Genomic DNA, 14002 nt, shown 5'->3' on the forward strand with positions numbered 1-14002 from the left:
TGGCAACCACGCGCGTTGCCCTTCCCAAACATATAAGATGCACCGCCAATATCCAAATTACCTTGACTCGTTGTTCACCACCTCCACTCCGACCACATCCCGCACATCCACGGCACGCACGCCGTTGACCGTTCGCACTCGCAACTCCCGGCCGCGCACTGACACGCTGCCCACCAGCACCACGTCCCGTTCCGGCGTGAACACCGTCACCCGCACGGCGCGCCCATCTCGAATCGCCTCGCTGAGCGTGTATTGCATCTCCTCCAAGCGCTCCTCGGTAAGCACTGGTCGCTTCCGTTTCATCCGTTCACGCTGGATTTGCGCCATGAGCGCTCGATGCTCAGGGAGCACAAGCCGCATGGACTCGAAAATGTTCCCGTCTTTGATGTTCATGCGTAGTGACCCCCGATTCGCAGACTCCGTTCACGCAGCTGTCCCGCGCGTGTCAGGCTGACCGCGCGCATGATGGATGTCTCGCCATAGCGCGCGCGAATCTCGTCCACCGCCTCATACAGCCGTGCCCGTGCGGGCACGTTCTCGAACAGCGACAACTGGACGGTCTCTCGAAATTGCAGCATGTCCACGCTCACCGACACGGCCCGCACGCCGGATCTGTCCCAGTGTTGGTCCAGCAGTGCCAGGAGCACAGGGTACAGTTCGGCCGGGTCGTTGGTGGCGCGCGGCAACGTCTTCGCGCGATAGAAGCCGCCCGTCAATCCCTCGTAGGTGAGGCCAAGGCCCACACGGCGGCCGGCTTGATGCGCCTGCCGGAGACGATGGCACACCTCGTCCAGCAACTCCAGGATGACGACGGCGACCTCGTTGCGCTCATAGAAGTCCCGCGGCAACGTCGTACGATGGGAGAAGCCCTTGTGTGGTGCGCGGTAACTATGCGGGTTGATGTCGCTCACGTCGATCCCGTTCGCCCAACGGTGGATGACCTCGCCCCACACTCCAAACTCGGCCTTGAGCACCCCGAAGGGCAGGCGCGCGACGTCGCCAATCGTTTCGCACTTGAACTTGCGCCGTAAGACTTCCGCCCGCCGTTTCAGCCCCCACATCTCCTCGACGGGCAAGGGATGCAATACGTTTGGAATGTCCTCTTCTCGCCACCAGACGATGCCACCAGGCGTCTTCTTGGCGGCTTTGTTCGCCATCTTCGCGAGCCACTTGTTCGGCGCAAGCCCAATACGCGCGCGGATGCGAAACTGGTCCCAGATGCGCGCTTGGAGGTTACGTGCCGCCGAGACCGGGTCGGGGAACAGGTTTGATGGGTACGGGAAGGCGATGAAGCCCTCGTCGACCGAGAACTGCTCCTGGAACGGGAAGCATTGCTGCATGAGCATCTGGATCCGAACCGACACGTGCAAGTAGAAGGCCATGTGCGGCCGCACGACAATGAGACGCGGATACAGCCGTATCGCTTCGCCCAAGCGCATCGCATTCTCCACGCCGTATCGCTTCGCCGTTGGCGTCGCGGCGAGGATAATGCCCGACCGTCTTGCCGGGTCACCGGACACCACAAGCGGTGGGTCGGTGGAGTCATCGAACTCCTTGCGCCTGGCCGCATACTCCGCTAGGCTTGCCACCTCACACGAGGCGTAGAAGCTCTGCATATCCACCAGACCGTAGATGAGCTCGGTCATCGCGAAATCATCCCCGTCCGCTTGGCACGATTCGCGGCTTCGGCCTCCAGCATCTTACGCATGAAGACCGCTTCGTCGTAGCGGTCACCGATGCGGAACTCGACACGGACGTCCATGTCCCCGTCCTGGCGCTCGATGATGTGCAAGCCGTCCGCGCGCATCTGTGCCTTGAGTCGCGAAAGTTCGCGGTTGATGTGCGCTTGGATGAGTTCAAGGATGAGGAGTTGTCGCAGTAAGGCGGTAGGGCGGTCCATGGGACACCTCATATACGAACATGTGTTCTGTATGAGAGTATATGCGGTTTGCCTTCTCCACGCAACATAGCCTTTTGTCTCCGTAACATGTGCTACTCAGCGTAGCGCATGTTTTTCTTGCCAAATCGGCTGGTACGGAGTACAAAGAAGGTAACCGCAGGAACTCCAGCATCTCAGTTTCGGAACAGAATGGAGAGGATGAGGAGTGTCGGATGCATCCTTTCCGGAGATTCTTCGACGACTTCGCGAAGAGCGAAAGTTGACCCAAGCGGATTTGGCGGGGAACGGCATTTCAAGGGCGTTGATTAGTTTGTATGAAAGTGGTCGCAGGACGCCGACCTATGAGACGCTTGCCTATCTAGCGGAACGTTTACAAGTCACCGTCGATATTTTCTTCGGATCCAACAATGAAGTGGTCCAAAAGGCGATGATGACCCTCATCCATCAGGCAGAGCAGGCAGAACGGCAAGAACGATGGCATGACGCTCTGGAGATGTGGGAGTCGGCGCACAGCTTGTGTGAGGCGTATCACTTCACCACATGGGATTTCCATATTAATGCCCACCGGGGTATCACGCTGGCGAACTTGGAGCGTTACCAATGCGCTGTCGAAACGCTTCTTCCCCTTGTAGTTGATCCACGACTGCACGACAACCGCGACGTCGCCTATGACATATTGCGTGGTTTGGCTTTGAGCACACGGCAGTTAGGTCAGTTAAGGATGTCGGAGACGTTTTTCAGGCTTATTCTGCATCTAATCGGCCCCTCAGATGAGCGTTGGATTCGGACTCATATCAACTTGGCAAGCATCCATGAACTTTTGGGCGAACATGACCAGGCAGTTCGTCATTACGTCACAGCTGCTGAGTCCGCGCGACGCATGGGGCATGCGGAGTTGGAAGCGTGGGCGATCATCGGGTGGACAACCGCTGAGATGAGTTCGGGAATGACTGAGCACGTGTCGCTGTTGTTAGACAGGGCTCATGGTCTAGCCGATTCTCAGCAGGATGCATACCTGTTGTACGCCGTTAGGCACAACAGATTGGTTCTCAAGCGAATTCAACGTGATGCCGATGCGTTCCTTCGTGATTACGCCATCTTACTAAGCGAAGTGCCGAGCGTTGAATGGAAAGCTCGGTTGCTTGAAGAGAAGATCAAGTGGTCCTTAGCCGTTCAGAACTGGGATGATGCAGAAGCTTGTTTGCACGAGGCTTTAAAGCTTCCCGTGACGACGCCGATTCGAGCTGAACTCCTGATGTTGGGAGGTGAACTCTACAAGCAACGCGGGAAGTGGGGACAAGCCGAGACGTACTGGTTGCAAGCTGTAGAAGCATTCCGAGCTTGTGGAAGTCAATTAGTCAATCACGTATTACGCGAACTTCAGCGGCTTCCTAGAGAGTAGCGTTATATCTGGTCTTCACTGAGAGGAAGTGAGATGAAGTGAAGAAGCTCGTGCTGAGTGGATTCCTAGTTGTTGCAACCATGTTGGGGTTGACCACGCTGAAACCAGCGGATGGCGTCATTCCGCCAGTTTTAAATTCCTCATCAACCTTGTATCTAAGTTAGCGCGTCAGGGATGTCCATTAACAATCCAGTAAGTGAATATTCGCCGGAGCTCGCGATTCTGGAGCTGTCACAATATTATAACAGCGTGCGCAGCAATCATGTTGGTGCCGAAACCCGCGTGGGAGCCGCCGGTTGAACAGGGAGCGGTACAGGGATGAAACGCTGCGACCTGTCGCCGGTTAGAGAGAGCGCAACCTTTGCGCTTGACACCATTCGAGTAATGCTCTAGCGATGGTTATCGACGTAACAGATTCCTGGGAACACTGGGTGCTGGGTTTAAATCGTGATTCGGTACGTCGGCATTGCGGGAGCAATCTTGGAGAAGCAGCACGAGGAGTGGCTCGCGTCTCGGAGCTACCTCAGTCTTGAATCGATGGCCAAGCTGAATCAAAGTTCGCCCTTACTTATGGCCCGCCTGTCACTACACAACTAGGGCATGCAACTGTCACACTTTTGATTGCATTATGTAAACTATGAACCTTTAAACAAACGATAGAGACAGTCAAAACAACGATGCAGTTCAAGGAGGTGTATATGATGGAAAACTCATACCAAGTGGTGATCATTGATGCATGGAGAGGACATTATGTCGAAACTCCGGATTTGGAAACCGAGATTCTAGGACCATATGCGAGAGTTTCCCTATTAAGGGTAAACAGTCACCATGAATTAGTCGGTCAAATTGAAAATGCGGACGTAGTAATCTCTTGGCATACAGTTCCTCTACCTGCTGAAATTATCACGCGCCTACAAAAGTGTAAAGGCATTGTGAGGGCTGCAGTCGGATTTGACAACATTGATATCGTGTATGCCGCCAATCGGGGAATCGCTGTGTGTAATGTGCCGGATTATGGAACAGAGGAAGTGGCAGACCATACATTTGCATTGTTGTTGGCATCGGTTCGAAGAATCAAAGCATTAGACGAGCATGTACGAAACGGTGGGTGGGACTGGCGTACAATCGGTAGGGTTCCGCGACTTCGAGACACCAATTTGGGAATTGTGGGGATGGGGCGTATTGGCACTGCAGTAGCGAGGCGAGCTCAAGCATTTGGTATGAACGTGGGTTTTTATGATCCGTACATATCTGACGGAATGGATAAAGCGCTCTGTGTTCGTCGCTTTGAGAACCTGGAAGAACTACTAATTAATTCACAAATTATAAGTCTCCATGTCCCTCTATCAGACGAGACGAAACATATGATAGGCAGGCATGAATTTAAGCTCATGAAAAACGCAATTTTAATCAATACTGCACGCGGTAATCTTATCGATCATACGGCACTGATAGAAGCTCTAGAGTCAGATGCCCTCAGTTTCGTTGCTCTGGATGTGCTGAGCGACGAACCTGAGATTCCATTTGAACTGCGCGAGAGCGACAAGGTTTTACTTACTCCACATGTTGCATTCTACTCTGATGCAGTAATGCCTGAATTAAGGCGTAAGGCGGCTCAAGCTGCACTTAGATTCTTACTCGACCAACCACAACGTTGCATTGTTAACGGAGCACTGCTTAAAACCACAAGGTAGGGGAGTGACGACTGTGATTAATACGGAGGTATTGTTTGACAAAGGCTTGCGCGATAAGTCGTGGAGTGATTGGAAATGGCAACAAAGACATGCAATTCGGTCGGTTGAGGATCTATTGACCATTTTCCCGAATATACCGCTACACCAAGTGGAAGCGATCCGGAAAAATCTAAAAAGTCGTAGGTTTCAAATTACACCATACTACCTGAGTTTGATTCGTCGGAATGGTGATGGCCAATCTCCTGATCCCGCAGACCCAATGTGGCGCATGATAGTGCCATATTGGGAATCAGAAGGTAGGGAGAGTTATTCATACGACGGACATACAGAAAATTGGGAATTAAATCATGAAATGGTCACTCCGATTGCACAACATAAATACGATAACCGAATTATTGTGCGTCTCTCCAATGTGTGTTATGCCTATTGCCAGTTTTGCTACGAAGCCTTGCGTACGATAGAGAAGAAATCAAATAAGCTCATGTTTCAAAAACAATATTGGGACGCCACGGTTGAATACGTGAGGCAACATCGAGAGGTCGAAGAAGTGATCCTGAGTGGCGGCGAACCCCTCATGCATGACGATACCCAATTAGGCGAATTTCTTGGTGATCTTCGCGCAGTGGGCCGTTGGGTCGCTATTCGAATTCATACTCGGGCACTGACATTTAATCCATTCCGAATTACAGACGAACTAACTGAATGCCTACAGAAATACGAGGTAAATGCCATCGGTGTTCATGTAGCGCATCCTAACGAGATTACGCCGGAATTTCGACAGGCCGCCAAGAAAATCCAAGGAGTAGTACCAATCATGTTCGCGAATATACCCCTCTTACGTGGCATTAACGACAATATTGAGACGATGCATGAACTGGGGATGAAACTATATTCGGTAGGAATCATTCCTCAGTATCTGTATCACTTTATGCCGCATTCCCCTGGAGCATTGGAGTTTCGGACGCGCGTTCAAACTGGGGTCGATATAATTCGTGGTCTCAAGCGTCGTATCTCAAATCTTGCTGTGCCGGAATTTGTGTTGCCACATTATACAGGAAAGCATACGATGCCTTTATTGGCAGAGGATGAAAAGCCACCATATCGGACCTACGACAATCACGGTAATCCCGTAATTCGTTATTCGAATTGGCGTGGAGAGATAGTGGACTATTTGGATGCACGATAACGTAGGATAAAAGGCGGTGTAACAGAGGTGAGTAACATTAGGATAATTCCAAATAGTAATGCGTCAAGAACAATTACGGAAGCGAGGGCAGCCCGCGCACATCTTGAGGTGGATCTAGGGGCTATTCGACATAATGCCGATGTTATTCGGGAATTGTCAGGAGGCGCCAAAATTATGGCTGTCCTCAAACGAGACGCATATGGCTTGGGTGCTGTTACGATTGCCCAAACCTTAAGGGCATGTGGAGTGAAAGCATTTGCTGTTGATAACGCGGCTGAGGGTATTGTTCTCCGCACCCACGGCATTTCAGAGCCAATTCTGATTATCGATGGCGATATACCTGATAATGCATCTATTGCTATAGATTATAATCTTATTCCTGGGATAGCTCAGGACCAACTTTTGAAGGCATATCAGGATGCAGCCTTAGAACGCAGACGAGAAGTCCGTATCTGGTTGGTTTACAACGTTGGGTTCAATCGTTCAGGGTACAAGGATCTTGGGGAATTCGCGCAGTTCGTTACCAGTGTAAAGAACTGTAGCCATTTAATTGCAGATGGAATATATGCCCATCTCACGAATTCAAACGGAGATTCGAAAATCAGTTGGGAACAAATTAAAAAATTTAAAGACGCAGTTGAATGCGCTGAAAGTATCCTAGGAAGGCGCATTCAGACGAGTCTATTTGCTAGTCATGGTCTGGTAAGGTGGGCCAAGAAGTTTCCAACCGATTGGGTTCGACCAGGAATTCTATTATATGGTGAGGACGCTTTTCAAGATGAGTTGATTGAAGAGGAAGCGTTAGTTGCCATTGGTTCCCTCCGGCCTGCAATCCGTCTGCGAACCAGAATCATACACTTGTTGCGTTTTGATAAGGAGGAAGGAGTTGGATACGGTCAGCATCACCAAGCGAGACCCGGTCAGTGCCTTGCTACACTCTCCATTGGTTTTGGTAGTGGATACCCATTCATATCTAAAGATTTAAATGCCATTGTACACGGGAAGGTTGTCCCTGTGTTTGGGGATATTGGGATGGATGCCATGCAGATTGATGTGACAGATGTACCTGACGTGCAACTATATGATTGGGTAACGCTAATTGGTAAGGAAAGCGGCGTGCGTATTTCTGTAAAGGAACTCGCCCGACGTGCGCGAACGACACCATATCAATTATTGGCTGGATTGAAATGTGAGCGCATATATCTCTAATTGAATAGGAGGGCATGCGATGGACAAGAATAGGATGCTGCATACAGAATTTTCGATCGAGATTCCCGCTCGTTCCGAGGAAGCGGGGACATTGGATGAACGCGTTGCATATTTGCTTGGACACTACTATAGGGATCCAGTTGGTTGCAGTAGGATACTGCAGGAAATCGACGCAACTATTAATTCCATCCTTCGGAAAGCTCTTGATGAAGAAAAGTCGGATGCATTATTAGAGATTCACAAGACTCTTTACACAATTTATGAGGTGAGTTTTGCTCATCCCATGTCAGCAGTCACCGACCATGAATATAGTACGTGGTTATTAGGTATTAGAAACAGATTGGAAGATACTTGGTTGACCCACGAGTTGTCCACCATTACAGAATTACTAGATATTTCAAGTATAGCTACTCCAGAAGGGATTTGCGAATATTTAACAGAGTTATCTAAAGAAAAATCGACGGTTGACAAGAGCGTAGAGGATTTCCTCGCGAACAGCGCGACTATCGATCAATTCAAACTGTTTGTGTTATCGGATGGTTATTTAAATTACCGTTTCTTTGATGCTCTTTCATTAACTCAAAAACATTTCTGTGAGTCTGTGAAATTTGAAATCAGCCATCACTTGTGGGACGAATGTGGTAATGGTGTGATGGAAAACGCACACACATGGAAATTCTCCAAAGCACTAGATGCAATGGGGTTATATTTACCCGCAGAACCAATTTGGGAAGATTGGAGACCATATGCCGGGTACAATCTATATTTCTTATTGGGCTTCCGTCGCCGACATTTCTTCAAAGCTCTTGGTAGCTTAGCTATGCCGGAACTCTTCGATCCAGATCGCGATCGTGCTGTTGTCAAAGGACTTGAACGTCTTTTTCCTGATGCAAGATCCAAGTTTGAGTATTTCTATGATCACATCGAAGTAGACGAAGGTCATGGATCGAGTTGGTTGGCCAATGTTATCGCGCCTATAGTCAGTGCTCAGCCTGAATCGGCCATTGAATTTGCAATTGGTGGAATTCTCAGAATGAGAGCAATGCGTCGATACAATGAATATCTCGCAGAACGATTTGGACTCTCAACATTGGTCGGTGAATGTGGTTGATAAGAAGACCTCAATTTACATCAATTGTTCGGAGTTTAACAAACCTATCTCCCTTTATTTCACCTTTTACTATCGAAAGACAGACGGGTAAGAAATTCCAACTGCGACTAGGCGCTAATGAGAGTTCATTTGGTATATCACCTAAAGCTCTTAGCGCAATGGAGGAGGCATTGAGAAGTGCTTCGTGGTACGGGGATCCAGAATCGTACGAGTTACGACAAACACTATCTAAACTTCAGGGAGTGCCGATGCAGAACATATTAGTGGGGAGTGGTATAGATGATCTTTTAGGGTTGGTTGTACGAGTTTTTTTGAATCCGGGTGATGTAGCCGTTGCTTCAGCGGGCACATATCCAACATTCGCATATCATGTAAAAGGTTATGGAGGACAAGTTCATCGGGTTCCATATACAGATGAATTACATCACGACTTGACAGCAATTGCTTATGCCGCCCGGAAACGAGAGGCAAAAATCATATACTTGGCCAATCCAGATAATCCATCAGGTACCTACTATCGGGGTTCTGATATCAAGCGATTCTTAGATGATGTACCAAACCATTGTGTCGTGATTTTGGACGAAGCATATATTGACTTTGCACCAGAGGATGCAAAAGTTCAAACGGAAGACCCGCGCCTGATAACGATGCGAACTTTTTCCAAAGCCCATGGTTTAGCAGGAACTCGAATAGGATATGCAATTTGTAACTCGGAGATTATTGATGCATTCCACAAAGTAAGACTGCACTACGGTGTGAATTCCATCGCTCAAGCGGGGGCCTTAGCATCACTCAATGATCGGGAATTCGTACAGTCTGTGGTTCGAGAAGTAGAACAGGGGCGCCGTGACTACAAACGTTTAGGAGCAAAGTTGGGGCTCAAAACAATCGAATCTCACACGAATTTTGTCTGCTTCGACATGGGCGATGCTGCGACTGCACGCAGAACGATGAATGAATTGCTGAAGAGAAGTGTCTTTGTACGTCGTTTTGATTCACCCCCATTTGATCGCTTTATTCGCGTAACTGTTGGGTCCCCGGTCGAACGGAAGATGTTTGCTGACATTTTTGAAGAAGTCATGCATGTAACCTCTATGTCGTAAGTATTATCTAGAATGGAGGGAACTGAATGAACGGGGTGAAGAGACTTATCACAGCCGAGTCAGTAACAGCTGGACACCCGGATAAAATGTGTGACGTTATTGCAGACGCTATCTTAGATGCGTATTTGGCCCTTGATCCGCATGCCCGCGTGTCATGTGAGGTCGCTGTAACCGCCGATCTCATTTTGATAACAGGTGAAATTACGACTGATGTCTATGTAGACATTACGAGGATTGTTCGGGATACCGTTCGAGAAATTGGATACACTCGTACATTCTTTTTTGATCCTGATTCTGTTTCGATCTTGATTTCAGTGAATAAACAGTCGATGGACATTGCCAGAGGCGTAGACTTTGCTTTTGAACGAAAGAACGGACGGAAAGACGAACATTTGGATTTGGGCGCAGGCGATCAAGGAATAGTCTATGGATTTGCATGTGACGAGACCCCAGAACTTATGCCGTTACCTATCTCCCTTGCTCATAAGTTGGCTCACAGATTACATCAAGCGCGGGCGAATGAGGAAGTACCGTATATCGGACCAGACGGCAAGACACAAGTAACCATAGAATACTACGATGGTCATCCGGTTCGTATTGACACAGTGGTTATATCGACGCAACACATGGATCACGTATCCATCGATCAGTTACGGGAAGATATTTGGCGTTATGTAGTTTCTCCGGTACTACCCAAGAATCTAGTAGTGGATGATACAACTCGTTACTTGGTTAATCCAACTGGTCGTTTTGTTCTCGGTGGACCCCTGGCTGATAAGGGCCTCAAAGGGAGAAAAATCGTCGTTGATACCTATGGCGGGGCTGCTCGCCATGGTGGGGGAGCCTTTTCCGGCAAGGACGCTACGAAAGTAGATCGCTCTGCCGCCTATGCCGCTCGTTATATCGCCAAGAATATAGTTGCCGCAGGACTGGCAAAAAGATGCGAAGTACAGATTGGCTACGTCATTGGTATGGCCGAACCCGTTTCGGTTGATGTGGACACCTTTGGAACAGGCAAGATTCCTGATGACAGTCTTCGTGAAGTGGTGAAAAAATGCTTTGATTTGCGACCTCAAGGTTTTATCAAGATGTTGAATTTGAACCGCCCAATCTACAAGCAAACGGCTGCATATGGTCATTTCGGGAGAAGTGACGTCGATCTTCCATGGGAACATACTGATCGGGTAGACCTGTTATTAAAAACGGTTTTGAGCGGGTCCCATAAGTATGCTTGAGAGCGCAAGAGGTGAGAAGTGTTGAAAGGGGAACTCAATTTGCGAAAGAACGCTGAGACTCAGGGCTTTGTGTATGGTTTTCTTGGAGTATTAGGATTCAGCCTTACATTGCCTGCATCGCGGGAGGCTGTCCCATTTTTTGGTCCGATCATCATCGGTTTTGGACGTGCACTCATTGCGGCCGTAATCGCGTTAACTGTATTATTGGTGAGGAATGAAACTCGTCCGTCTCGAAACCAGCTCGTTAGCCTCGCTCTCGTTGGGTTAGGGGCTATTATCGCGTTTCCATATTTATCGGCCTGGGCTATGGATAGGCTACCTGCTTCGCACGGAGCAGTTATCTTGGCACTTCTCCCCTTGGCAACGGCTGGCGCAGCGACTTTAAGAAATGGGGAACGCCCCTCCATTGGTTTCTGGGTGGCAGGTGTAGTTGGGGCGGCTACTGTATTGGGGTACGCCGTTGTCTCCGGGCTCGGACGACTGCAACCTGCAGACTTGGCACTAGTTTTAGCTGATATCATACTTGCATTCTCCTATGCCGAGGGCGGGCGGTTGGCTACCACATTGGGCGGGTGGCAAGTAATAGCATGGGCATTAGTCATCACTGCACCGTTTCTCATAATTCCTGTATCTATTTCTATATCGTCATCCTTTCTAAGGATACCGGCCATTCCGTGGCTTAGCCTTATGTACCTTGGTATAGGGAGTCAATTTCTGGCCTTTGTAGCCTGGTACACAGGTCTAAGTATGGGAGGAGTCGCTCGAGTCAGTCAGATTCAGTATTTGCAACCGTTCCTCACTATTCTGTTTTCTGCTGTTTTGCTTCGAGAGAAAATTACAGTCGCTACCATCGTCGCAACAATGATAGCTGTATTTGTTGTAATTATGGGAAAGAGGGCAACCGTACGGCGTGTGCCCAAACTCGACAGTTGACTGTCACATAAAATTCCACGAATCCAGGCCTAACGCAGGTTCATGGAACCAGTGGGTAACTTTTTTGTAAGCGTCAAACCGAACACACCTTGCGAGACATCCGCTCTGTCGTCGACAATGTGGAGCAGAAAGCCCCGCCACAACTTCAGCGGGGCTCGTCAGCATGTCTTATTTCCGGCGCCTGATATGGGCGGGTAGCGTTTCTGACCATGGCAACAACGCGGTCATGGCAGCTTTGTCATCTGTGTCCATGTACGGCAACTTCTCTAACAGGTACTCCAAGTAGGCAAAAGGATTCAGGCCGTTTTCCTTCGCCGTCTCCACGATGCTATAGGCAATGGCGCTTGCCCGCGCGCCGCGCGGCGTGTTCGCGAACAGCCAGTTCTTTCGACCTATCACAAACGGCTTGATAGCTCGCTCGCTTCGGTTGTTGTCTATCTCCAGGTGCCCATCTTCCAGAAAGGTGGCCAATTTGTCCCACTGTTTCAGACAATACGCGACCGCCTGCCCAAGCGTACTCTTGGGCAGTACCCCGTGTAATTTGTTCTTGTAGCCAGGTCAAAAACGCGTCTAACACCGGCCCGAGTTCGACACTTGGTAGTCATATAAAGTCCCACGAATCCGCGCCAGGGATGGGTTCGTGGGACTTTATATGACTACCAAGTGTCAAAGTCTGGACGTTCATCATCCGTATCGTCGGACATCAACATGGACGTTTACTATGCCAGGGTGTGCGATTGTGTGTATTTTGGTTTGACAGGTGGTTTTGGCAACATTAATATATCGTTATAAACGATATATTAATCCGTAATGGAGTGACATGATCTCATGACGCCATCAGAAGCGCTTGCCGAGAGGATATCACGGTTATTCTCATCCATATATTTTCACTGTCATCCCTCGTTCAATATTGAACTGTCGCACCAAGCCGTACGAGCGCTCCAATATGTTCACATGACAGGGCCCGTAACGGTTCAGCAAGTAGCAGCTCATCTTCAATGTGCTCAAAACACCGCGTCGGAGATTCTGCGGCGTTTACAACACAAGGGACTCGTATGCAAAGTTCGTCGTATCGACGACGAAAGGGTAGTTGAGGTTCATATGACCGACGCTGGCTATGAGGCGGTTCGCCAACATACGGGACTTGATATAGAGCGTCTGGCCTGCGTTTTGGAATCGCTACAGTCCGAGCAGTGTGAGAGGATTGAGGCAGGACTGACGCTCTTATTCAATGCCGTGAGAGGAAACGAGAAATGCTGATGACATTTGTGAAAGCCACGGTTTCGGCTGCTATTGTCATTGCGGTCACAGAGTTGTGTCCGATATCATGTGTAAAAAGTGTTCCTGCCGAAAACATGAAGAGCCATTCGGGCCCTCTTCGGTAGAATGTGAGTTGAACAAAATCACACATCTGAAGGAGGGTTCCCCAATGGCTCAATACCAGATTACCGTGGACGACGCGATTTTGGAAGGGCTCTTTCAACGAGACGGAGGCGTCGCCAAGCTCGTCGAAAGCGTCGTCAATCAAATTCTCCAAGCGCAGGTCCAAGAGCAGTTGAAGGCTGCACCCTACGAGCGAACAGAGGCGCGAAGAGGTTACCGCAATGGGACCGTCACGCGCACGCTCACCACACGGGTGGGGCGACTTGTGTTACGTGTGCCGAGGGTTCGGAATGGCGAGTTTTCAACGGAGCTTTTCGCTCGATACCAGCGTAGCGAGCAAGCCTTCCTCCTCGCCTTGATGGAGATGGTGGTGAACGGCGTGTCTACACGTGATGTGGCCAAGGTCACGGAGCAGTTGTGTGGCACGTCCTTTTCGAAATCGACGGTTTCGGACCTATGCAAGCGCCTTGACCCAATCGTCCAGGCGTGGAACCACCGAAGCCTCGCCGAGCACCGCTATCCGTTTCTGCTCGTCGATGCCCTGGTCCTCCGGAGTCGGGAAGATGGACGCATTCGTTCGCGCGCGGCTTTGATTGCCGTCGGCGTGAATGACGAGGGATATCGTGAGATTCTTGGGCTGATGCTTGGGAACAGCGAATCCGAATCGAGTTGGCGGGAGTTTTTCGCCTGGCTGAAGCAACGCGGTTTGAGCGGCGTCGACATCGTCGTGTCCGACAGTCACAGCGGACTTGTCAAGGCACTTCAGACCGAATTTCAGGGCTGCACGTGGCAACGGTGCCAGACCCACTTCATGCGCAATCTCTTGGACGCCACACCCAAGGCGTT

13 protein-coding genes and 1 pseudogene are annotated in these 14002 nt (G+C 49.7%); 10 read left to right on the forward strand and 4 right to left on the reverse strand.

The window, feature by feature from the left end; translation table 11 throughout:
- Nucleotides 1-57: 57 nt before the first annotated feature.
- From BW934_RS14110 to BW934_RS14120, 3 genes are read right to left on the reverse strand one after another with little or no spacing between them, the layout of a single operon-like run.
- Nucleotides 58-393 carry a YolD-like family protein gene (locus BW934_RS14110; protein WP_076349188.1) on the reverse strand — a complete coding sequence of 112 codons (336 nt, stop codon included), beginning with the start codon at nt 391-393 and terminating at the stop codon, nt 58-60.
- On the reverse strand, nt 390-1646 hold the full coding sequence (locus BW934_RS14115) for a DNA polymerase IV (RefSeq protein WP_076349190.1): 1257 nt from the start codon (nt 1644-1646) through the stop codon (nt 390-392). The genes BW934_RS14110 and BW934_RS14115 overlap by 4 nt, the downstream gene beginning before the upstream one ends.
- Nucleotides 1643-1900: a YhjD family protein gene (locus BW934_RS14120; RefSeq protein ID WP_076349192.1), complete on the reverse strand. Its 258-nt coding sequence runs from the start codon at nt 1898-1900 to the stop codon at nt 1643-1645. Before BW934_RS14120 ends, BW934_RS14115 begins: the two co-directional genes overlap by 4 nt.
- Before the next feature lie 205 nt (nt 1901-2105).
- On the opposite strand from BW934_RS14120, the gene BW934_RS14125 reads away from it, so the two are divergent.
- The 8 genes from BW934_RS14125 to BW934_RS14160 all read left to right on the forward strand — a co-directional run bounded on the left by BW934_RS14125 (nt 2106) and on the right by BW934_RS14160 (nt 11773).
- Nucleotides 2106-3302, forward strand: coding sequence for a helix-turn-helix domain-containing protein (locus BW934_RS14125; RefSeq protein ID WP_076349194.1), 1197 nt, complete (start codon nt 2106-2108; stop codon nt 3300-3302).
- 701 nt (nt 3303-4003) lie between these two features.
- Complete coding sequence (locus tag BW934_RS14130) at nt 4004-4996, forward strand: C-terminal binding protein (protein ID WP_076349216.1); 993 nt, start codon at nt 4004-4006, stop codon at nt 4994-4996.
- A 13-nt stretch (nt 4997-5009) separates the two neighbouring features.
- Entirely contained in the window at nt 5010-6182 is a 1173-nt protein-coding gene (locus BW934_RS14135; protein WP_084182635.1) for a KamA family radical SAM protein, read from the forward strand.
- A 108-nt stretch (nt 6183-6290) separates the two neighbouring features.
- Nucleotides 6291-7391: an alanine racemase gene (alr, locus tag BW934_RS14140; RefSeq protein ID WP_234969850.1), complete on the forward strand. Its 1101-nt coding sequence runs from the start codon at nt 6291-6293 to the stop codon at nt 7389-7391.
- A 19-nt stretch (nt 7392-7410) separates the two neighbouring features.
- Nucleotides 7411-8502, forward strand: a complete 1092-nt coding sequence (locus BW934_RS14145; protein WP_076349200.1) for an iron-containing redox enzyme family protein — start codon at nt 7411-7413, stop codon at nt 8500-8502.
- Nucleotides 8493-9605, forward strand: a complete 1113-nt coding sequence (hisC, locus tag BW934_RS14150) for a histidinol-phosphate transaminase (protein ID WP_084182637.1) — start codon at nt 8493-8495, stop codon at nt 9603-9605. The genes BW934_RS14145 and hisC overlap by 10 nt, the downstream gene beginning before the upstream one ends.
- A 26-nt stretch (nt 9606-9631) precedes the next feature.
- A complete protein-coding gene (metK, locus tag BW934_RS14155; RefSeq protein WP_076349202.1) occupies nt 9632-10840 on the forward strand; it encodes a methionine adenosyltransferase in 1209 nt (402 codons plus the stop codon).
- Nucleotides 10841-10861: 21 nt separating this feature from the next.
- Entirely contained in the window at nt 10862-11773 is a 912-nt protein-coding gene (locus tag BW934_RS14160) for a DMT family transporter (RefSeq protein WP_234969847.1), read from the forward strand.
- A gap of 168 nt (nt 11774-11941) precedes the next feature.
- Here the strand turns inward: BW934_RS14160 and BW934_RS14165 are convergent.
- Nucleotides 11942-12353 (reverse strand): annotated as a pseudogene (locus tag BW934_RS14165) (IS66 family transposase); the annotation flags it as partial.
- 248 nt (nt 12354-12601) lie between these two features.
- Between BW934_RS14165 and BW934_RS15535 the strand changes: the two are divergent.
- Both BW934_RS15535 and BW934_RS14175 read left to right on the forward strand, forming a co-directional pair.
- Nucleotides 12602-13033, forward strand: coding sequence for a MarR family winged helix-turn-helix transcriptional regulator (locus BW934_RS15535; RefSeq protein WP_076349204.1), 432 nt, complete (start codon nt 12602-12604; stop codon nt 13031-13033).
- Between the two features lie 169 nt (nt 13034-13202).
- A partial coding sequence (locus tag BW934_RS14175) for an IS256 family transposase (RefSeq protein WP_143232691.1) occupies nt 13203-14002 on the forward strand: 800 nt, incomplete at its 3' end.

This window comes from Alicyclobacillus vulcanalis (assembly GCF_900156755.1).
Lineage (GTDB): Bacteria > Bacillota > Bacilli > Alicyclobacillales > Alicyclobacillaceae > Alicyclobacillus > Alicyclobacillus vulcanalis.